Annotated in this window: 27 protein-coding genes; 3 read left to right on the forward strand and 24 right to left on the reverse strand. The window is 54.1% G+C overall.

Features of this window, described 5'->3' with window-relative positions:
- Nucleotides 1–10 precede the first annotated feature (10 nt).
- The 6 genes from DCO45_RS02610 to DCO45_RS02635 form a co-directional block, all read right to left on the reverse strand.
- On the reverse strand, nt 11–2,098 hold the full coding sequence (locus DCO45_RS02610) for an ATP-binding protein (protein ID WP_207788038.1): 2,088 nt from the start codon (nt 2,096–2,098) through the stop codon (nt 11–13).
- A 395-nt stretch (nt 2,099–2,493) separates the two neighbouring features.
- Nucleotides 2,494–2,946, reverse strand: coding sequence for a hypothetical protein (locus DCO45_RS02615; RefSeq protein ID WP_116924356.1), 453 nt, complete (start codon nt 2,944–2,946; stop codon nt 2,494–2,496).
- Complete coding sequence (locus DCO45_RS02620) at nt 2,939–3,508, reverse strand: hypothetical protein (protein ID WP_116924357.1); 570 nt, start codon at nt 3,506–3,508, stop codon at nt 2,939–2,941. Before DCO45_RS02620 ends, DCO45_RS02615 begins: the two co-directional genes overlap by 8 nt.
- 15 nt (nt 3,509–3,523) lie before the next feature.
- Nucleotides 3,524–3,739: a hypothetical protein gene (locus DCO45_RS02625; protein ID WP_116924358.1), complete on the reverse strand. Its 216-nt coding sequence runs from the start codon at nt 3,737–3,739 to the stop codon at nt 3,524–3,526.
- 9 nt (nt 3,740–3,748) lie between these two features.
- Nucleotides 3,749–4,084 carry a hypothetical protein gene (locus DCO45_RS02630; protein ID WP_133248011.1) on the reverse strand — a complete coding sequence of 112 codons (336 nt, stop codon included), beginning with the start codon at nt 4,082–4,084 and terminating at the stop codon, nt 3,749–3,751.
- An 82-nt stretch (nt 4,085–4,166) separates the two neighbouring features.
- Nucleotides 4,167–4,352 (reverse strand): Arc family DNA-binding protein, encoded by a 186-nt coding sequence (locus DCO45_RS02635; protein WP_116924360.1) that lies wholly within the window; start codon nt 4,350–4,352, stop codon nt 4,167–4,169.
- A gap of 82 nt (nt 4,353–4,434) precedes the next feature.
- Between DCO45_RS02635 and DCO45_RS02640 the strand changes: the two genes are divergently transcribed.
- Nucleotides 4,435–4,803, forward strand: a complete 369-nt coding sequence (locus tag DCO45_RS02640) for an Arc family DNA-binding protein (RefSeq protein ID WP_116924361.1) — start codon at nt 4,435–4,437, stop codon at nt 4,801–4,803.
- A 482-nt stretch (nt 4,804–5,285) separates the two neighbouring features.
- Here the strand turns inward: DCO45_RS02640 and DCO45_RS02645 are convergent, their stop codons facing one another.
- The 9 genes from DCO45_RS02645 to DCO45_RS02685 all read right to left on the reverse strand — a co-directional run bounded on the left by DCO45_RS02645 (nt 5,286) and on the right by DCO45_RS02685 (nt 9,560).
- Entirely contained in the window at nt 5,286–5,780 is a 495-nt protein-coding gene (locus DCO45_RS02645; RefSeq protein WP_133248013.1) for a hypothetical protein, read from the reverse strand.
- A gap of 56 nt (nt 5,781–5,836) precedes the next feature.
- Nucleotides 5,837–6,166 (reverse strand): DUF1799 domain-containing protein, encoded by a 330-nt coding sequence (locus DCO45_RS02650; RefSeq protein ID WP_347707638.1) that lies wholly within the window; start codon nt 6,164–6,166, stop codon nt 5,837–5,839.
- Between the two features lie 5 nt (nt 6,167–6,171).
- Nucleotides 6,172–6,585: a phage tail assembly chaperone gene (locus DCO45_RS02655; RefSeq protein ID WP_116924364.1), complete on the reverse strand. Its 414-nt coding sequence runs from the start codon at nt 6,583–6,585 to the stop codon at nt 6,172–6,174.
- A gap of 106 nt (nt 6,586–6,691) precedes the next feature.
- The gene (locus tag DCO45_RS02660; protein WP_116924365.1) at nt 6,692–7,339 is read right to left on the reverse strand and encodes a phage tail tube protein; all 648 of its coding nucleotides are present in this window, start codon (nt 7,337–7,339) and stop codon (nt 6,692–6,694) included.
- A gap of 115 nt (nt 7,340–7,454) precedes the next feature.
- Complete coding sequence (locus DCO45_RS02665; protein WP_116924366.1) at nt 7,455–7,856, reverse strand: phage tail terminator-like protein; 402 nt, start codon at nt 7,854–7,856, stop codon at nt 7,455–7,457.
- The gene (locus DCO45_RS02670; protein ID WP_116924367.1) at nt 7,853–8,410 is read right to left on the reverse strand and encodes a hypothetical protein; all 558 of its coding nucleotides are present in this window, start codon (nt 8,408–8,410) and stop codon (nt 7,853–7,855) included. The genes DCO45_RS02665 and DCO45_RS02670 overlap by 4 nt, the downstream gene beginning before the upstream one ends.
- Nucleotides 8,407–8,772: a hypothetical protein gene (locus tag DCO45_RS02675; protein WP_116924368.1), complete on the reverse strand. Its 366-nt coding sequence runs from the start codon at nt 8,770–8,772 to the stop codon at nt 8,407–8,409. The genes DCO45_RS02670 and DCO45_RS02675 overlap by 4 nt, the downstream gene beginning before the upstream one ends.
- A complete protein-coding gene (locus tag DCO45_RS02680; RefSeq protein WP_116924369.1) occupies nt 8,769–9,143 on the reverse strand; it encodes a hypothetical protein in 375 nt (124 codons plus the stop codon). The genes DCO45_RS02675 and DCO45_RS02680 overlap by 4 nt, the downstream gene beginning before the upstream one ends.
- Nucleotides 9,144–9,560: a DnaT-like ssDNA-binding protein gene (locus tag DCO45_RS02685; RefSeq protein ID WP_116924370.1), complete on the reverse strand. Its 417-nt coding sequence runs from the start codon at nt 9,558–9,560 to the stop codon at nt 9,144–9,146. It lies immediately after the preceding gene.
- Nucleotides 9,561–9,589: 29 nt separating this feature from the next.
- Here DCO45_RS02685 and DCO45_RS22495 point away from each other — a divergent pair, with 29 nt between their 5' ends.
- On the forward strand, nt 9,590–10,402 hold the full coding sequence (locus DCO45_RS22495; RefSeq protein ID WP_133248016.1) for a hypothetical protein: 813 nt from the start codon (nt 9,590–9,592) through the stop codon (nt 10,400–10,402).
- 7 nt (nt 10,403–10,409) lie between these two features.
- Here DCO45_RS22495 and DCO45_RS02695 read toward each other — a convergent pair whose 3' ends face one another.
- From DCO45_RS02695 to DCO45_RS02705, 3 genes are read right to left on the reverse strand one after another with little or no spacing between them, the layout of a single operon-like run.
- Nucleotides 10,410–10,598, reverse strand: coding sequence for a hypothetical protein (locus DCO45_RS02695; protein WP_116924372.1), 189 nt, complete (start codon nt 10,596–10,598; stop codon nt 10,410–10,412).
- A 38-nt stretch (nt 10,599–10,636) separates the two neighbouring features.
- Complete coding sequence (locus DCO45_RS02700) at nt 10,637–11,614, reverse strand: major capsid protein (RefSeq protein ID WP_116924373.1); 978 nt, start codon at nt 11,612–11,614, stop codon at nt 10,637–10,639.
- A gap of 2 nt (nt 11,615–11,616) precedes the next feature.
- The gene (locus tag DCO45_RS02705; protein WP_116924374.1) at nt 11,617–12,402 is read right to left on the reverse strand and encodes a DUF6651 domain-containing protein; all 786 of its coding nucleotides are present in this window, start codon (nt 12,400–12,402) and stop codon (nt 11,617–11,619) included.
- Nucleotides 12,403–12,619: 217 nt separating this feature from the next.
- On the opposite strand from DCO45_RS02705, the gene DCO45_RS02710 reads away from it, so the two are divergent.
- Nucleotides 12,620–12,964 (forward strand): zinc ribbon domain-containing protein YjdM, encoded by a 345-nt coding sequence (locus DCO45_RS02710; RefSeq protein ID WP_116924375.1) that lies wholly within the window; start codon nt 12,620–12,622, stop codon nt 12,962–12,964.
- Between the two features lie 355 nt (nt 12,965–13,319).
- On the opposite strand, the gene DCO45_RS02720 is transcribed toward DCO45_RS02710, so the two are convergent.
- The 6 genes from DCO45_RS02720 to DCO45_RS02750 all read right to left on the reverse strand — a co-directional run bounded on the left by DCO45_RS02720 (nt 13,320) and on the right by DCO45_RS02750 (nt 19,653).
- On the reverse strand, nt 13,320–14,429 hold the full coding sequence (locus DCO45_RS02720; RefSeq protein WP_116924377.1) for a minor capsid protein: 1,110 nt from the start codon (nt 14,427–14,429) through the stop codon (nt 13,320–13,322).
- Complete coding sequence (locus DCO45_RS02725; RefSeq protein WP_243419214.1) at nt 14,413–15,792, reverse strand: DUF4055 domain-containing protein; 1,380 nt, start codon at nt 15,790–15,792, stop codon at nt 14,413–14,415. The genes DCO45_RS02720 and DCO45_RS02725 overlap by 17 nt, the downstream gene beginning before the upstream one ends.
- A gap of 259 nt (nt 15,793–16,051) precedes the next feature.
- Nucleotides 16,052–17,326: a terminase family protein gene (locus DCO45_RS02730; protein WP_116924378.1), complete on the reverse strand. Its 1,275-nt coding sequence runs from the start codon at nt 17,324–17,326 to the stop codon at nt 16,052–16,054.
- A complete protein-coding gene (locus tag DCO45_RS02735) occupies nt 17,277–17,810 on the reverse strand; it encodes a hypothetical protein (RefSeq protein ID WP_116924379.1) in 534 nt (177 codons plus the stop codon). Before DCO45_RS02735 ends, DCO45_RS02730 begins: the two co-directional genes overlap by 50 nt.
- 413 nt (nt 17,811–18,223) lie before the next feature.
- The gene (locus DCO45_RS02745; RefSeq protein ID WP_133248018.1) at nt 18,224–18,985 is read right to left on the reverse strand and encodes a hypothetical protein; all 762 of its coding nucleotides are present in this window, start codon (nt 18,983–18,985) and stop codon (nt 18,224–18,226) included.
- A 320-nt stretch (nt 18,986–19,305) separates the two neighbouring features.
- Nucleotides 19,306–19,653 (reverse strand): hypothetical protein, encoded by a 348-nt coding sequence (locus tag DCO45_RS02750; protein WP_133248020.1) that lies wholly within the window; start codon nt 19,651–19,653, stop codon nt 19,306–19,308.
- Between the last annotated feature and the right edge of the window lie 240 nt (nt 19,654–19,893).

The following is a 19,893-nucleotide window of genomic DNA, read 5'->3' on the forward strand; positions in this document are numbered from 1 at the left end:
CACTATTTAGTTATACCCCCTCAATTCCCAACTGATGAAAGAATACGCGATTACGCATATTTGCATCCTTCAATAATTTGTCCCAGCTTATTACTTCAATATACAAATTAATATTCTCACGCCAGCCAAAAAATCCTTGACCATCAGGCATTGGCTTGAAATTTTTCACTTCATGCAACCAAGTCTTAACCTTTGAGGTGAAATCACACACCACATACCCATAATATGGCGTCCCTTGCGCAACTGATATATCTCTCCCCGATGGAGTTTTATAATCTCCGCGTCGAATGGCATTCACATATCGAACAATCTGCTCTATAGGATCTTCAGCTGCAGATACATTACAAAAGTCATCTCTGCCTGGCTTCTTAAATTCGAATATTGTGACTGGATTGCTAGCTTCGTTTTCAGCCCTAAATGCCACTGGCCTTCCATAAGCCACAATATCTGGCCTTTGTGTATTTCCTCCATTCAAGGGTAGCTCCGAGGCCAAGTAAGATGAAAAAGTAAGTCTTTCATCTAAAATCCATAAATTATGGGATTTGTAAGCTACAGAGTCATCATCCGTTTTAACGGGGAAAATAACTTTATGAACGGCTTCTTCAGACGGGTACTTCCCTTCTATTGTTAACTCCAAGCTACGCTCAAATAACTTGAGAACTTGTTTTCTCAAGGCAACGTAGTGAACCAGCTCATCTTTACTACTATCTGAAACTTTGGATGCCAAATCACTCGCTCGATCAATCAAATCACTTGACGCGTCTGAACTTAATACCTGAGCAACCTCGTTTCGAATTTTCCGCTCTTCTTGAAATTTTGCTTTATGAAGAAAGGTGTCCATTTCAGCATCTGTTGCTGCATGCTGCAATGATTTAATATCCACCGAGGAAAGGATTTGCTTGTACCAAGGAGCCTGTGACTCTACATAGTAACGCAAATTCTCAGCTTTTCTGGTTTGACGAGTGCTGACTTGATCTGCCACTGCAGCTTTTGTGAGTTCGGCTGCGTGCTTTTCGATATCAGTCTGCGAGATACCAAATACTATATCATTTTCCTTTTTAAAAGAAAATGAACCACGCTCTAATTGAACATTTTCATCCAAATACCGACCAAAAACATAGGCCTTTAGAATATAGTTCCTACCTCTGGCCAAGTCCCCATCAACAGCATCGTAAAATTCATCTGCAAATTCCGGAATATAACTAGCCAGCGATGACTCTGTAACTTCTCTCTTGTGCGCCACAAGACTTATTTTGCTTATTTTACTTTGAGGAGAAAAAAAGCGAAAAACCCTGACCACAAAATCGTACGTCTGAAAGTTCCCTTCAATAGAGAACGTTGACTCTGGCAATTGCACTTCTTCAATAATAGCTTGAGCACTTCCAAGATAGTCATTTAGTACAACAGGACTTCCCCCGTCTAAATCCAGCAATTCAATGCGGGGGCACGTATAGCCAGATGTAGTGAAGTAAGGCAAAAGTAGCCCCACCAAATTTCTCGCGATTGTCGGAAGTTTTTTTGGCAACCTTCTATCTTTTTCGCCTTTGAGGCATACCACGGTTCCGGTTTGCGACTTTTCTGCTTCAATTACATTTTCATGCTCAATAAAATCATGCCTCTTCCCCATAACAAAAGTACGAGTCATGAATCTATTGTCTTCTTGGTATGTACTTTCAACGCTTACATCTGAAAAATATCTTAAGCAGGTTAGACGGCCAAAGCCCTTACCTCCACGCTCTACTTTCTGATCACTATATAGAGTGTCGAATGAATCGCGATGTACTTGATTGAATCCTATGCCATTATCTGAAATTGAAACGTCAATGACAGAGGACTCATTTTCTTCTATATCCAGCTCTTTCTGAGCTTCCCGCTTAAGGTATATTTTTATGACCCCATCGCTAACGTTAGCTTCCTCTATCGCCTCAATGGCATTAACTACGACCTCAACGATTGGCGTAAAAACCGTTGTCGTATGGGAGCTTATGTTATCTACCGCGCGCTGGATGTGAAGTCTGCTCATGCTCAGATCATCTCTATAAAAACGACTAGCCCTGTCGCTTGGACCGCGAAGGCTGCTTGGTTCAAAGATATCCATAGCCTACCCTAATCCTGAGATCTTGAGTTACATCTGGCGTGAGCGGTGTTAATTTTCACACAAAACACTGTTTTTTTATACAGTATACGCTCGATCAATTTTTTGCCAACCTCCTCGGCAAGCATCCTCTTGTGAAGCCGCTTGCCGCCGTTTTCGGCCCATACCGAGCCTTGGCCCACCTTGCCTTGCCATTCCATAGCTCGACGCACCAAGTGATGCTGATCGCATCGAAAAACACTCTTTACTAAAAGTGCTTTCCGCTGTTGACAGCCCATACCCTACCTGACCATGTCATACCTGAGCTCAGCTCGCCAGAGCGCGCCTCACCAGACCTCGCCGAGGGAAACGATGCTTTCGCATCCGCAAGCCCACTTTGCAATAGGCTTGCAGCTACGTTAGCGGAGCTGTTTTCGGACTGTTCCCCGTAGCAATGAAAGCTTTGCCTGAGCATCCAAGTTGACGCGACGCTGGTCGTAGGTCAGCTCTGTATGTCGAACATTCTTTAGGCGGGACCCAGCCTGTCTGAATACTCTTCCAGCATCACGCTCAAATTCCCGCAAGGTAGCGTGCGTTTGGTCAGCGGGCGGGCACCAGCGGTAGCCTTCGCCTCGCACCGACTGCAGCAATACTTGATGGTCATGCAGCAGTGCAGCTTTAAACCCTTCGATGCTGGCCAGCCATTCGAACTGTCTTGCCTGGAATGCAACTGCAGACATCTGCTCATCTGGCAAAGGCAGTCCGAACCGAGCTACCAACCAGCTATGCGAGACGATGTCGCCGTACTTGAATTCAGCTAGGAAGTCGTGGACTGCCTGCCTCCAAGAGGGACTGATCTTGACTTCAGACATAGCGCACCTCAAAGCGGCCAAAGCGCGGGCGGTACTCGCATGTTCCGATGAGCGCGCCTCCATCTTCAATCGCCTTACGTGCTTCTTGTATGTCTAGCACATCAACATTGATCGCGACGGTCAGCTCAGCGGCCCAACTCATGAACACAGGGCGATATCTCATGATCTTTGAACTGCCTACCTTCACCCCTCTGCAATCCACATTCCCGGGACTTTCCCACAGCGCCTCCGGAGTTCCTGGCCCGTCATGCAAGAGCTTCACATGGTTCTCCAGCACCAAGGCGCCACGCTTCCAATGAACGCCCAACTTCTGCAGCTTTGCGCCTCCGAGAAATGTCGCATTGAGGTTCGCACCGGGGACGTAGAAGCCTGCGTCAGGACTCCAGTAACAGCCACTGATGAACTCGCTCTTCGCGATAGCTAGATGGTCATCCTCAGTTTTCTTTCGCTTCCCCGTCAGTTCTTTGTGCAGCTTGGTAGCTGGATTCAAAGGATTGGCCAGCGTGTCAGCATGCATCATCAATGGCGAAGTGCCGGTGATGCGGATTTTTAGTTGTTCCATACCTTCTCCATCCTGTTAGCAGCACGCGTATCGGCACTGGTCACCCCAGCGATCTTTCACGCGACGGTCAAAGTGAGCGAATGCTGCCTCCTTGTCATCGCCGTAGTTCTTCACGGCGACGCCATCCTCATAGATCCAATAAGGAGCCTTGAAGGTGAGCTGAGTACCTCGGCAGAGGGTGCCGTCTCGATTGGTGAGCGTGTCACCCAATGAAATAGCCTTCGAGGTCATTTCGATGTCCTAGCTCTTCACAGGTTGGAACATCTGAACATGGGCTACCTCCCACAAGCCGTGCCTGCGAGCGATGGCCGTACCCCCCGTTCGCTTGGCTTCAGAACGCGCCGCCAAGCGGCCAGCGCAATAGTCCATGATTTCCTGCAGAAATTCGTCGCTAACTGGGAACGCGCTCAGATGGTCAAAGAGTTCAGTCTGAACATTCAGGACGGATTTGCCATGCTCTACTGGCTTCACCGAATACGTTCCATCAAACTCGTCTGTCACCATCACCGCACGAGCGCCGGCGGGAATTGAAAATCCAGGGATTGCCGTCTTAAGGGTTTTTGGGGTAGCATTCATGCCGAATCCTTTGAGTTCTATCGATTGATTCACCAGAAAGCCCTTGCGATCACTACTCGCCGGGGCTTTCGCCTTTTTGGGGTCATGCCCCCTTCACCTGCAGCTCTTGCCCAGAGAGGCCGCGCCCCTCCTGAGCCTTTCTGCTCTCTTCAAGCCTGGTCACCAACTCAGCCGTAACACTGCGACGAGCTGCTTGTGCCTGCGTCTTCAGCCACTCTTTCAACTCCAGCGGAATACGGACATTTGTTTGCTCATCTTTGCGCGACATCCTTGGTTCCTTTCGTATAGCACGGTGCTAATGTAGCACGGTACTAGCCAGTTAACAAGCACCGTGATGCAATAATTCACTCATGGCACGTACCGACCCCCAACTTAACTTCCGAATCCCTGCTGAGCTCAAGGAGCGTCTTGAAGCTGCGGCTGTAGGCAACAAGCGCACATTGACAGCGGAGCTGGTGGCCAGACTAGAGAATTCATTCCGCTCAGAACTCCAGCCCCTCGCTGCTGTGAAGCAGTCCTCATCCCTACCGGAAGATGGATCATTCAGCCCTCAGCAAATACAAGAGGTTTTTTCAAGTCTTGCCAAGAACGCTCAAGAGGTGTCCGCTTTGGCAGGGCTCCTGAAGGGACTCGCGGATGGCTTCACAATCTCAGATGAAGACGGAAACGAAATTGCACGAGTGCCGCCATCCAAACGGTTGAAAAGGAGCTCCAAGTAGCCCTCCAACGGCAATGCCTACGGCTGCTACATCGGTCATATGGCGTGCCCAATAAAAAAGACCCACGCAAATGCGTGAGCCGATGAAAAAGGCCCGCCGAAGCGAGCCTGTTTATGTTGTATTGACGATCTATGAAGCGCGGCGGCTGTCTTAACCAGCTATCTCTGCACTTCGTGCGTCGGCATAGCCGGGGTCCCTGTCAATTGACCGATGAGTATCCAGCCGAAGTAGAAAAGCCACATTCCCCTTGATCAAGTAGCTCAGCTTATGAGACTTGTTGCGAGTAACGTCCATAGTGAAAATGGGAGGTTTAACACCCTTGGGAGATACGGAATGCGGTCTGCGTGCATTAGGCAAAAACTCTCGCCCAAAATCCTCTAAGCATTCGATAGCGCAGAGCTTCAAGTCTGGCGACAAGGACTCAAAGTCCCTTATGAACCGCTCTGACATCTTCACCGATAACCCGCCACGCACAACCATTGCTAAACTTTCCTCTTCAGAAAGTTAATAGCCGCATCGAGGCTACCAAAGCTCCTAGACTTGCCAGCTTCGATCTCCATTTCGGCCTGAGCGCTCATTACAGCCCATCGCATTTCTTCAGAATAATCGAATAGCTTTGTGGCTGCAGACTTTACCTCTCTCGCAATTTCTAGGACTGCCGGGTTCCCAGTAAGAGAAGGCTTTACGGAGTCCTGCAGACCTGCCTGCAAGAAGTCGATGGCCGCCAAGAGGTCTTTCAGATCAGCAAGCGAGTACACCCAATCCCGATGAAAACGCGGCAATTCCACGCTAAGCAGATAGCGAGCATATTGCCCCAAGCGCTCAATCTCCTGCTTATCCTCAGCACTCCTCAACGCTGCGAGTGCGGTTTCAAGCTCTAAAGATAAGCCTGAACTACCACCTCCATCAGTGCCAATGGATGCAACTGCCAATAGCTGGGCATTGCGGATTTCCGGAGGTGATAGGACTTCACTCATGATGGCCTGATTGTGCCGCATGTAGCCCCCTCGGGGAGAATTCATGTTTGATGAGGTCATTTCTGTGTCGCCTTCGGTGCGAACTCACGCAGTGTCGCCAGCGCCTCTGCCTCGATGACCATCATGTATTCATGTAGCTCATCCCAGGCCTCTCCTGTGGCCTTGCGGTCCATCAGTGGGTAAATCGCCTCCCATCGCACTCCCAGAGGCACCCCACCCATTGCCGGGTAGACCCACCGGGTTCCTATCATCATCGCGATGTCTAGCGCGGCTTCGTTGTCGGGCCAGACTTCGATGATCTCAGGCTCTGGGTAGTCCTCTAGCTCGAACCCTGCAGCTTGAGCCTCTGCCTCAGTGACAGGAGGCTCAAACAGGGATCGAGCTATCTGCTTTAGTTTCCCAGTTGGCCGGTGAACAGAGCTGCGTCGTACTTACCCAGCACCTTGGCCAGCGAACCGCCGCACTGGTCCTCCAGCACGATCAGGCTGTCAACGCTGAACTCATCTTCCAGGTTCCAGCCCGTAATGGCGCCGGCCACGATCTCGGCCGCTTGCCGCATGCCGTCCTTCACCAAGTCCTCGAACGAGAATTCAGCCTTCTCGGCCGGCTGCTCGACACCGTCTGCAGTCTTGCGGTGTGCATCACGGATAGCGGCCCACTCGCTCTTTTTCTGAGCCTTGGCGGTGAACACCACATCGAACTCGTCGCCATCGAGGTTCTTGACGGTCACGGTCAGTGGGAAGGTCGGCGACTTGCCAGCCATCATCTTCAGGCTGGTCACGGGAACAGTTTTTTGCTTTGCCATAGTCTTGTCTTTCAGCGGGAGAAGTTAAGCCCGTGCGCAACCGCCCGCCCCGCTGAAGGAGCGAAGCGGCTGCGTCGGTGCAATGGTTGTGGGCGGAATGCCTGGTTTACGCGGCGTAGCGCGTGGACTTGTTCTGAGCGTTGAAGGTGCCCTTGACCACGACCGCTTGGCCTTCGGTCAGGGTTTCTTCTTCATTGAACGACACCTTGGCAGGGATCAGCGACAGAGCGCCGGTCTTGGCACGCTGGCGAACCACGGTGTCCGCGTTGGTCTCGGACAGCATGCGCAGCGCTTCGTAAGCAGGCGAGCCGATCATGTCGGCATCCATGTCGAAGGTACGCTGCACGGCGTTGAAGCCGTCGTTCAGCACAATTTCGTTGTCCGACTCGATGAACTTCACGTTCACGGTCTTGGCATCGCCGCCGCTGGTCGCGTGGTTCATGGTGCGGTCCAGATCCACCCAGGTGCTCACCTTGCGAGCCGAACCAGAGCCCTGACCAGGGGTAAAGAACTCGGTGTTCGTGGTGTTGCCACCTTCCAGTGTGTAGCTGTCAGCAGTCACACCTTTGAGGCGGAATGCACGGAAGTTCAGGCGACCCCAGGACGAGAGGATCAGGATGATGTCGCCATTGGCAAAGCCATGGCCCACGGAGCTGACGACAGCTTCTACGGCATTGGTGATGCCACTGATCGTTTTCGAGGTGGAGAGCGCGGTGGCGACGGAGGTAATAGTACCTGTTGGAGTACGGGCCATTTTGAGCCTTTCAGAAATGAAAAAAGCCGCTCGGCACATGCTTCGCGGCTAGGTTTCGCCCTCATCGGGCACAAAAAAACCACCTCTCGGTGGCATTGGGTTTTGGCGACGCACCCTATGTCGGGTACGCCTCCCAGGAGATGGACACAGGAACGGTCCAGCGGCCCTCATCTGGCATTCCAGAGGACACCGATGGGGTCTTGTTCAGTTCGATGCGAAAGCCCGGACCCGGGATGATCTGGGCGGCCTTGAAGTGCTGCTTGATCTGGTCGGCCATGGCATCAGTCACCTGCCGGCCCTTCCCTTCTGGATAGCGCAGCGTGATCTGTAAGATGCCACGCTCCTCCGTCAGCGTGCCCTCTATGCCTAGGTCCACCGGGCTATTAACCAGGTGATAGCAGGCTTGGTATGGACCATCTGGCGGCTTGAATGGCACGTTCTCGAAGGCCGTAGGCAGCACGCCAGGCATGGCGATCAGCTTGGACTCCAGCAGTGCTTTGATTTGTGAGAGGGTCATTTGACAGATTCCACTGCGCGCTTCACTGCTTGGGCGAAGTCTTGCACGGTTAGACGCACCATGCCACCAGGCGCTTGTTTAGAGTGCCCGTACTCCAATTTCTTGGCATACGGCAGGTTGTTGGTGAGGTAGATAGTTTGACCAGGCTTGAACCCCTCAAGCACCACCTTAGATCTACCCAAGGCATCGCTACGCGGCTCGCTATCCACGGACTCATTCATTGAGCCCAGCCCGACTTGCCAGTTGGACTTGAATCGCCCACCTGTATAGTCCTGCCCGACCTTGTTCTTGTAGGTCGCTTTCAGATTTTTCTGCCCCATCTTGCGTATTCGCTTGCCACTCTTCCCCGCGTCTGCGTTGATTGCCTCTACCCAAAGGTTGTGGGTTTCTCGCATGTACACAGTACCTTTATTGGCTTGCCAAAGATCTGGGTTGCCGACCGGTGACTTCTCAATCATGCTTGCCTGCAGCTCGATTGCGGTCTTGCGGGCAACCTCCTCGCATTTCTCGCCGGCTTGCAGGCACAGCTGCTTCAAATGGTCTGAGAAGCTCATGAGTCCCTCACTATGCAGTCATGCAGGATGATGACGCCGGCAGGTTTCAGCGGCCTGTTTCGGACCACTTGCACCACCTCAGCGCCGACAGTAAGCACATCACCTGCATCAGGTTCAAACGTGGCATCTGGAGCGATCAAAGCACGGCGGTCGCCGATCTTGACCAACTCACCGTCGATTTGCCTGTTGTCGAACTCCAGAAGCGCGACCGTGCAGGGTGACTGCAGCTCTACCGGAGCAGTCGGGCCTGTTTCTGGGTCATAGCCGCCAGGCATAGAGCGAGAGATTGCCCCCGCCTGGCCGAATCGATCCAATAGCCGCTTGGCAGTAGCCGCTGGGCGGGAGTAGTCGAATTTGGTCATGCTGGATCCTCTCGCTTGCATGGATCAGGCTTCCAGGTCATCCGCCGGGCCTTGATGGTGCGCTTACCCCTGGCGAGCGCCTTCAGGACACGGTGGCGCCCATCTGCGATTGATCCGTTCCAGTCGAGCAAGATCGGCACTTCTAGGTCTGCATCCATTGCACGCCGGACATGAACCGCGAGGGCAAACATATCAGCGCCTTGCCAGATCACATGCGAAAGCTCCAGCGCTGCCAGCGGGCAGTCAAAGACGGGCAGTTCCTTCGCGTCATCCAGAAGCTTGGCTACCGAATACCAGCCACCTTGTCCATCGCAGTAGTAGTCTTGCAAGGGATCGTGCTTGCGAAAGTTCACTTTGGGTGGTTTTGCCATCTAAGCCCTCACAAACTTGACCTGCCCCACTCCACCAGTCGTCATGCCGCGCATCAAGGCATCAATCACGCCGAAGCGCTTCTGACCGCCGTTTGCGGGCTGTGCGTACTTGGTAGTGATCGGCCCCACCGATTCCTCGGTGACAGCCTGGGCGTCCACATCGGAGAACAGAGAGCCATCGGCTGCCCGTAGCGCGGCCTCACATGTGGCGTGTTTCAAGGCATCAGCAACAGGGTCCAGAAACTCAGGTCGGATGCTGTACATGGTCAGGACATACTGCGTGCCGCGCCGCAGAGCAATCTCTTGCTTGTCTTCATCAGCCGGCCAGTCGTAGCCCATGCGCTCCATGTAGCTCTTCGCTTCTGCCAAGGACACTAGGCTGTCATAGCCTGCCAAAGGAGCGGTAATCATCGGCATAAAGTAAGCTCCGATGTAAGGAGAAAAATATGTGCGACATTGCAAAAATCCATCGCGGCGTTGTCAGCCTAGCGCTAACAGCAGCCGGCATGGCATCCCTCGCGTTCGGAAGCTATTGGTTGTTCGAAGCGAATACAAGCGCAGGATTAGCCGGTCTAGGCGCAGGACTGGTGCTTCTGTTCGGTGCGACGATTGATCAGTTTGAGATGCTCAAGGGCCTTGGCGTGGAAGCGAAGACTCGAATAGATCAAAAGGTTAATGAAGCGGAAAAGATCCTCGCTCAGATGAAGAGTCTCGCGGCATCCACTGCTAGCAGTCTCATAGAGTTTCATGTTGCTGAAAGCAACCAACCTACAGGAGGAGGTGTTCAGTACAGAGTTGCGAGCGCGTACGATAAAGTGCAAAGAACAAAAGAAATGATGGCTGCGACTGGAAGTAGCCAAGATGCTATGCGCACAGCAATGACTCCTTGGCTCGTCAACACAGCGCACGCCCTATATGGGCACTTAGCGACCCCAATTCATGCAGCGCTCCGTATCCGCTGCGTAGAATTGAAAAATGCAGCAGGGTCAAAAGAATCGATTGAAGCAAGAATTAACAGCATCAATGATTTTCTCCATGGAGACAGGAAAACTTTGCGAGAGCAAACTTTTTCAGATCTCACCCTGCTTATCGAAGGCCTGAGCAACGCGCCAGAACTTGATGAAAAAAGCCGAGTCAACGTCGCCAAGTTAGTCAAGGTTTCGCTTAGTGAACTCGCCTATCTCAACGAAGAGCTGGCATTCAAGAATAGGTATTACTGGGAAAATCTCCCGCAGCTGACTGTGGAATTGGACAGCTAGCGACTCGTCACTCCTGCGCCTGGGCAGGCTTTCGGCCACTCTTTGCAGCGGATTGCTCGCCCTCAGCCTCGGTGGCTTGTTCCTGCGCCGGGGCAGGCTTGAACTGCGCGTCGATGATCTTGAAGCCCTGGGCGCGCAGCTCGGCCTTGCGCTCGGGCGACACGGGATGTTTCTCGTATGCGATCTTTTCGGTCATGGTTTCTCCAAAGTGAAAGGGGCCGGAGCCCCCTTCAATTACTTGGCTGCGTCGCCGATGGTGATAACGCCAGCGGTGTGCTTGTTGCTGGTGGCGTTCTTGACCCAGTTGGAACCTGTGCCGATCTCAACATCGCTTGGCGATTTGCCGCCGTTCACCTCATCCCAGGTGTAGCCCTTGAGGCCCAGGCCAAACGTGTAGTCAACCTGCATGGTGGTCTCGATGCGCTCCTTGCCGTTGCTTGTCTCGATGTTCGAGATCAGGTCGCCGCCATCGGAGACCGTCGCAGCACCCTCGGTTAGCGAGAGCACGTTCAGTTTGGCGGGAGCCGGGGATGCAGCAGCAACAGAAAGTGCCGGAGCATCAGTCACCACCACCGCCTTGCCCAAGATGTCCACCACGCGCACGTTCTGCGACTGGAACAGCTGCTGCGTGTTGGTCAGGTTGGCCCCAATCAGCTTGTGATAGGTGACGCCGTTCATGATCTGAGCGACCAGGTTGCCGCTGTGATCACCGAACTTGCCATGGGCCTCGTTGATCGCGACATAGCTGATGCCAGCGGTTGCAGAGACATCGTTCCTCACCGCAGTGTTGTTGCTGATCGCGGCTACCAGAGCAGCGATGGCGGTATTGAGCTGGTCTGCCATCAGTGCCTCAGCGAAGTTGCGCGAGGCTACCTCGATTCCCTCCGCTGTTGGCTTGTTGAGCCAGGTCAGCTGCGAAGGCTCGAAGCGGATAGGACCGAAGCCACCAGCCACCTTCACCGAGCTGTGCTTGAGTTGGGTCAGATCAGTAGGCGTAGCGTTGCCGTTGGAAGCATAGCGGTCGACACGGCGCTGGGCACTGTGGATAGCTGCGAAGAAGGATTCTTGCAGAAAGTCGCCATCGAAACCTTCAGTGGTCAGGCGAATAGAACCAGCACTGGCCTGGTTGAATTGCTGGACCATCTGAGCGAGAGTTTCGATGGTGGCAGGCATGATGTATTGGTTAAACACCTGCATTTGGGAGAGAGACATAGTTAGCCTTTCGAGAGTTCAGGGAAACGGTTGGCAATAGCAGCTGCCCGCTCTGTGCGAGATCCGCCGAAATTACCTTTTGCTTGGTTTTGCCCGCCAGCGTTGTTACTGCTACCTGCTCCGCCCCCAGATGCACCTGTGCCCTTGAGGATTTGCTCCTTGTATGGGTACTGGTCCACCAGGGTCTCAAGCGCTTCGTCAAACTCGGCTAGTTCCCCAGGTCGAGAGCGGCTGAAGATCTTGTTGCCGGCTTGGTCGTAGGCAACGATCTTTCCTTCCTCAACCTTGAAGGCTTGGCCAAACCGGGCTTGCACCAAGTCAGCGGGAATTGCGAAGCGCTCAGAGATGAGCTTGGAACGGTTGAAACTGCCGCCGATCTTTTCTGCGTAGAGGTCGCCTGTGATCTTGTCCAGCGATTGCTTGGTGCGAGCCAATTCCTCGGCATGCGCCTTGCTTGCAGCTGCAACCTGCTCCTGAGCAGCCTTCTGAGCGGCGGACTTGATCTCTTCGACCTTGCCTGCTGCCATCAGCTTGCCCTCATCAATGTTCTTGATGGTTTCCAGAGCTTTGCGCGCGGCCTCGCCGTCCTCGATCCCCTCGAACGCCTTCAGCTTGCCCTCCGCGGCCTCCTTGGCCTCGCGATGGGCTTTCGCCTCAGCGTTTAGTGAAGTGATCTTGCTCACTGCAGCCGGCGCATCGAATGCAACCTCCTTGCCATCGTCGTGCAGATAAACGGGCTTGCCGTCTTGCACAACTACATTGCCTTGATCGTTCAGTTTCAGTTTCATTTTTGCTGTTTCCTTGGCTTTCCAGCCTCAGTACGGTTGCCGATTCCTCGGCTGGACGCCCTACTCCACTTCCTTGTTTTGGGCATGAAAATGCCGCCTTGGATTGCTCCATGGCGGCTGAATAAAAGTGATCGACCTATTTGGTCCGAATGGTGACTAAAGGATCCAGATGGGTCGCAACTAGAATGCTGGACTACAAGTTTTTCCGGGAGTAACTATGTCGTCCACATTGCCGCCTTGCCCCAAATGCAAGTCAGAGTTTGTCTACGCTGATGGCGCTTTGTTGATCTGCCCAGATTGCGCCCATGAGTGGTCATCCGAGGCCAATGAAGAAGCAGAAGAATCCGCTATTGTTATTAAGGACGCTGTCGGCAATGTGTTGCAAGACGGAGACTCCGTGACAGTCGTCAAAGACCTGAAAATCAAGGGCTCCTCGCAGGTCGTCAAGGTTGGAACCAAAGTTCGCAACATCAAACTGATCGGAGGCGATCATGATATTGACTGCCGCATAGACGGCATCGGCAGCATGCAGCTCAAATCCGCGTTCGTGAAGAAGGCTTGACCCTCAACTGAGCCTTGATAAGCTCAGTTACTTCGCGTGGACTGCCTTCGGTTTCGGCGTTCTCGGCTTCCGCTCCTTCACTATGCGCGGCTCGTCAGGCAACATGAAGGAGTGGACCCCCTGCATATGGCATTGGTAGCAAACGCGGTCATGCCAAACAGTCCCACGCTTGTAGTGGCCTTTCTCATCCAACTTTGCGCCTACAGTGGTTGTCATCGTGGTTGTCCCGCCGCACTTCTTGCACTGGAGCACCCCGTCAGGCAAAGGCAAGTTTTTGATCACTTGCTGCAGCTTCTCCGCCGGTGTCTGCTCTCGGGGTGGAACGATGGATAGTTTGGTCACCGGCCAAGTCTACTCAAAGACCAGCCAATTCAAAAGCCCGCTTGTCCCGTTGCCGAAGCTCGTCCAAGGTAAGAAACACGCCCTTGTGAGAGTACATGTCTGCCAGATCAAGCTTTCCGTCACGCATAAGTTGCGCTCTGGTTGGGCCTAGCACCTCATTCTGGCGCGCAGCAGACTGCTTCTTGAGCCAGTCGCCATAGGTTGTATCTGGTGGCACCTGCCCGTCCATACTCGCCCTGCTTTTATTGCGCAGCTCCAGGTCCGGCAGGTCAATCCCTAACTCCTTGTTGGATTTCACCACTGGGATGGAAGCAGACCGGCAGCGCCAGTGCAGCCGACCAGGCCCAGCCCCCCAGGGAACCTCGTGACCTATCGGCTTGTGCGTCTCTGGCGTGTACAGCTTCCCGTCACGGATCCGGCATTGCGGCGTTGTCCGCAGGTCCAGGGTCGCAGACCACTTCAAGCCCTTGAGCACATCGGAGTTCTTCGCGTAGAAGGCGTCGTGAGCATTCCCGGCCGTGTGAGCAATGGCGGTTCTTACTACCGCCTCAACATCGCGCCGCGACTTCTCTAGCAGCCCATCAGTAAAGCCCTTTGCCTTGGTGCCGCGCAGCTCGCTAATGATCGCGTCTGTCGTCTTGCCCTCCAAGTAGCCTTGTGCGATGACCTGGCGCACCGATTTGAACTGCTGGGCCGCCAGGTCCTTCCACACTTCCTTGAGCAGCAGGCCTCGGAATGGCCGGGACATGGCTGCTGAATAGACAGCGGCCGTCGACACCGATGCAATGTGAACCGATGCGGGCGTGAAACTGAGCAGCATCTGATTCAGATAGGCTGTCTCGTAGTCAACGAACACCTTTAACTCGTTCAACAGCTTTTCACCCATCTCAGCATTGCCGCCAGCGATCATCAATCGCACGCTAGCAAGCATCGAAGACAAGCGCTCAGCCTTAAGGGTTGGCGCATCGACGCTGGCAAGGATCTCCGCTAACTCAGCGGTCATCCGCGCATTAGAGCGGTTCAGGATTGCCATGATCCTGGCAACGACGTTGTTAGAGTATCCATCCAACGCAGTCGCATGCCGGATCATCTCATCGCGAATCAGTTCATTCACCGTCGCCATTCATGTTCCCCAGGCTTGGCCCTTCAGCCTCAACCGCAGCAATCTCCGCCTCCGGATCCAAGTTTGGCGACACAACGCCAATGCGTTGGGCCTCCAACAGAGCCTGCCGCTTCGTAATGAGTCCACCTTGCTGGAAGCTCAAGATGAGCTGAGCGGTGGCCTCGGACAGTGAGCCGGCTGCGAAGTCCTTGAACAGTGACACATGACCCCCTTGTGGGAGGCCGAGCCATTCAGCGGTGAACTGCAAGGCTTGGTCTAATGAGTCCTCAAACGATTCAACGATGCGCTGGAGGTCACTCTTGTTTGCCTCGGCATCATTAGCAGCTTCAGTCGCAGTGCGCTGGCCAGGCTTTGCCGTTAGGAGTTCAGCCCCAGTTTGGACCATCTGCGATTCAAGCGAGTCAAGCTCTGAGCGTCCAACGGTCACCGACTCGGCAGAGCCTTGGATCACTTCGGCTTTGGCATCCTTATCTGCAAATCTGAGTGCATAAGCTGAGCCCGCAGTTGGCTCGGATAGCTCGCCATCCGTGACGCCCGAAAACACCAGCAGCCGCTTGCGCGCAAACCGGGCAGAGTCGTCTTGATCAGACTGTTGTTGCCAGTGTTTGACGTTTAGGTGCGCCAGGTCCAGTAGCGGCGGAGTGCCCCACATGAAGCCCTTGCGGATGCCATAGATCGGCACAAAAGGAATGCGCCTGATAGTCGTTGTGCCATTTTCTAGCAGTGCCCATCCGCCCGAGCCCTCCTGCCAGATCTCCCATTGCCCTGGCGTCAAAACACGGACACGGTTTACAACCTTCACCTCATAGGGGCCGTCATCAACCTCGGCGGTTTCAAGAATTCGAAGCTGAAGCAATCCGGGTTTCCCGTCCACCACACCGGTTTTCCAGCCCAGAAGCTGGTGATGCTTCACGTGCACCCAATACGGCCGAGCGCCGAGCGCCTTTTCATCTGCTTGTGTGCGCGCTTGTCCCTCTGTACGGGTGTAGTCAACGAGAATGCCGCCAAACCCAAACGCCACCGCTTCGTTCATCAAGTCCGCGCTAAATGCATGAAGGCTACGGCCCTCGCCATCGATGTCCTGGGACAAGTCTTTGATGCGCTGAGGAACATCCTCACCAAGAGTCAGTTCCTTCGCAAAAGGCTTGCCCGTCATCACGCCGACTGTGCGACCAAACGCAGGGAACAAGGTCGACGTTTTCAGACGGTACTCATAATCTTCGTCATCTTCACGCGGCTGCTGCGGCAGCAACTTCTTGCCCGCCTTCCGCATAGCCTGAGTGCCCCCCATAAGAGGATCAATCACCGCCCATGCTTCAGCCATCCGCTTGACCGTGTCGTTTTGTTGGTTGATAGCTGTCATGTTTTTTTGGCCGCCCTTTTAGTGCTCTATATTTGGCGGATCACCACTACTCGCCAGTCAAATGAGCTGCTACACATTTACAAGTTGCACCGTCACCACCACGAGCAACGAGAAGTTTGATATCCCCCCAGGCACTTACAGTGTGCAGGTGCTAGATATGGTTGGCATTCATTTGGACGATGGCAGAGTCCCGCTGCTGTATCCACCCGAGTTCCAGCGTCTCGTAACCAGCGGTCTTGCTAAACCGACTTAGTACTGATCACCAGCGGAATGTCTCTACCTTGGCGGTGCGCTTCACAATCGGCCACTTGTTGGCGATCACATACCCGGCCGCGTCGATAACGTGATCCACGCCGCTTGATTTGTCCGGCACACCGTTCTTGTCGTAGGCCTGCTGCTCCAGCGCATCGGTCAGCTTCGGGCACCGGTCGGTGTTGACCAGGTAGCGCCGCTCGCCTTCTCCATTCAGGATCAGGGCATTCACTGCATTCACGCGGTCCGCAACAGCGGGATTGGTTGAGTTCACCCTCACCGTCAGGTCGTGCGCCTTTAGGATGCTCAGGTCCGACTCGGTCGCGTTCTTGCTGCTCGCGTTTTGCCCTGAGGCGTCCGGGAAAACCTGCACCGCATGGCCCTTGGCCTTGTACCGCTCGTTGAAGAGCTTCGCCATGTACGGCGTATCGCGGCCATCCGTTATCTCATCCACCGCCACAGGCCAGCCATCGCGCAGCACATAGACCACCGCAGCCATCGCCAGGCGGTTGAAGTCCATCCCGATCAGGACGGGCTCGCTCGCTTGGAGCGATGCATTGGAGTGGTTCAGCCGGCGGTCAAAGTCTGGGTAGACACTGCCCGCCGTCAAATTGGTGAACTGACCCCGCAGATACGCGTCGATCAGTTGCTTGGGGTAGCTCTCATAGAGCGACTGAATGTAGTCATCCGGAAGGTTGGCGGCGTTGTCGAACGTGCTGGCCTGAACCATCCCATACAGCTTGCCCAGTGCTGCACGCTCTTGCGGCTGCTTGTGGAACCGCTGATATACGAACTTGAAGCCCTCAGGCGTCGTCGTCACATCGATGCCGTTTTTCAGCCCGTCCACCTTGTATCGCATTCGGGCAATGATCTTGTTCCAGGCCTGCTCAGCCTTGACCGCCTGCATCACATCCAGCTCATCGACCAGCGCATGGCCGATCTTGAAGCCCACAATGTTGGAAGGCTTCTCCATCGACCGGCAGATGATGGTCGTCCGGTACTGCGAGCCACTGAACAGGTGAACTTCCTTGTTCGCCTCTTTGATGTCAGCTTTCAGGCCCCAGTCAAATGCCACTTCGTCAATCGTCGGGAAGAAGATGTCCCGAATCTGCGGATAGGTCGGCGCAAAATAGCCTTGGTTGACCTTTGGCCACTCCCAGGCATTGCGGCACGTTGACGCGCAGCCGGCCCAGGTCTTACCCGAGCCAAACCCAGCGACATAAGCGCGGTATTTATGAGGCAGCTCCAGGAACCGAGCCTGCGGAATGTTCAGGCTCGGCATGCTTTCTTGCGTCCTTTACTGTCACTTGAATCTTGACTGGCACGGGCTGGGCGTTCTCGCCCTCGCCGCCCTCGTCTGGCTTGTCGCGCCACCTCTGAGGCTGGCGGTTCTTCAACCAGAAGATCGCAGCCGTCGTGTCTGGTGGGTAGTGCTTGACCAATGGAGTGACTGTGATCACCCCCTGGTAATTGCTGACGTGCACATCCTCATGCTCATACCCCATTGCTCGGTGATACAGCTTCGCCGCCACCTCAGCATCGACCAGGTCCTTGCCGCCTTTTAGGGACTCCGAAAACTCGGGATGGGCGGTCTTCCATAGGTTGAATGTGCTCTCGGCCACGCCAAAGAACGAGGCCATTTCCTTGTCTGTCATACCGAGCATGCAGAGCTTCTTTGCTTGGTCTGCATACTCTGGCTTATATTTGCTAGGTCGTCCGCCTGCCTGCTTGGCAACCGGCTTGCCTTGCGCCGGTTTTGTTGCCATGGCGGGCCTTTCATCTCTTCAAGTTCGGATCCAAGTGACTTACTCTTCTTTCGTGGTGGAAACCTACCAAGCCATTGGCGAGCAATCCTCTAAATCACTCCGCGCTAGGCCGCTCCCAGGTCAAGGTGTAGACACAGGCATGAAGGTAGAGTGCTCTTCAAAGATGCGTGACTCTCAGCCCGCTGGGACGCTATTTCACATTCACGCGAAAATTACAGACCGCGAGGGCGGCCCGGATTTTCTCTACACGTCATTTCGCTGGCCGTATGAAGTCGTCTCAGCAGAGCAAGCCAAGAAGATCATCGCGAGCAGCCGGCAGGGCATCCTAACGAAGATTGGAGATTAGTCCCACCATAAAAAGAAAACCGCCCGAGGGCGGTTCGATCTCAGAAGCTAGCTCTGTCCTGGATGTTTCAAGACATCTTCTTTAACTGGCGTTTGCGGGATAGCCCGCCCACTGCAAACAATGACAGCATCCCAGTCAATCCAACCATGCCAGCCACACCTAAGCTTGGAACGGGAGTCGGCGTTGTCACCACGGGGGAGGATGGAGCTTTTTCGACTAAAGCCACCATGCTCTGGTACGTGGGGTCTGCACTATTAAACAGATCGATCGTGTATGTCTTCGAACGATATGCGCCACTCAATGTAGGCAACGTCGTTGTCATTGCCTGGTACATAGCCTGATAGGCAGCAATAAACTCCGGTTCAGCGCTCTTGTATCCATCGTCAAACGGATGAGACAAACCACTCGTCGCGCTGATGCTGCCGGCACTGCCGTTGTAGTCGTTGCCGATCTCCCAGACTGCATATTGAAATGCCCACTTCTGTGCATCTGAACCACTTTTGAAGTAGGTCGCGTAATACTGATCAAATAGCCAGTTGATGGCGGCAACACCTGCTGCACCAGACCCACCCTTCAAAGCACTACCACCAGCCTCAGTTGTGTAGCCGACGGCTCCCTCTGGATATGACAACGTCACATCAACACAGATCATGAAAACTGGAAGATCGCTATAGGGTTTGCCATCTGCGTATTTCAGATCGGTCGAGATGGCCGACTCCGCGAAGTCTCCCGACCAAGCAGAAGTACCAGTGATCAAGGCAGCTGAAGAAGAAGCTGCAGCACAAAGGCCGAAAGCCAGAAAGAGTGAAGAAAAAATTTCGCGCACCATGCACTTCTCCTTTCAGGGATTCTGCAGGCACAACCAGCAGAGACCCCGGACAAAAAATATTGAACTACATCCTGATGATGCAATCCGGAGATGGTGAATGAAACTATTTGTACAGTCAATAACAGTTTGTCAACAAGATCTAACCACTCTCTCAGGTACAAGCTTTTTGGGATGCCGCTCTTAGTGGATGCATGAGCTTTATCGAGGCTTCATGCCCAGCCTCATTGCCACATTTCGCATCACATCTCCTATCGGGTCGCAGAGGCTAGGCTCCAAGTGTGTAGGTCGCGTGTGCGGAGAGCCTGCCCTGCGGTAACTGGTTATTTGAGGTTGGTCACCCTCATGGCGTTGCCGCCCTCTGTGACGCTGGTGAGCGTGGCATTCAGCAGCCGAAGCAGGTCAAGGACCTCAGCCTTCCACACTTCGTCGTGCGCATGCTGGCTTGCCTTGAGACTCTGGATCAGGGCTTTGTTGTCGGCCGGGGGAATGATGCGCTCGCCTGCATGGATGGCGTTCTCCATGCTCTGGCTAGCTATTGCCTTCACGCTTTCGCCCCAGGCTTGAGTCCCAACAGTTGCCTGAACATGCGGGAAAGGCAAAGCGGGCTCGCCCACAGGCCCAGCCAACTCAGGGCACAGCCACAGGGCTATCTTTCGTCTTAGGCTCATGGCTTGCTCCAAAAGAAAAGCCAGCACTTGGCTGGCCTTGGTATTCGTACCCCATCAGACAACCCTCATGGGCTGGGGTTGCTGTTCGCTTCTTCAAGCACTGGGAAGCTCTCAGTAGGAGATGCCGCACCTTCATACCGCTCGGGTGCGGGCCGCGCTTGCTGCAGCTGGAAACCAAAGGTATTTGCAAAAAAGCAAAGCCCCGCACTAGGCGAGGCTGGGTGTTGGTGCCGAGGCCCT

The organism is Comamonas sp. JNW (assembly GCF_003105075.1).
GTDB lineage: Bacteria > Pseudomonadota > Gammaproteobacteria > Burkholderiales > Burkholderiaceae_C > Comamonas > Comamonas squillarum.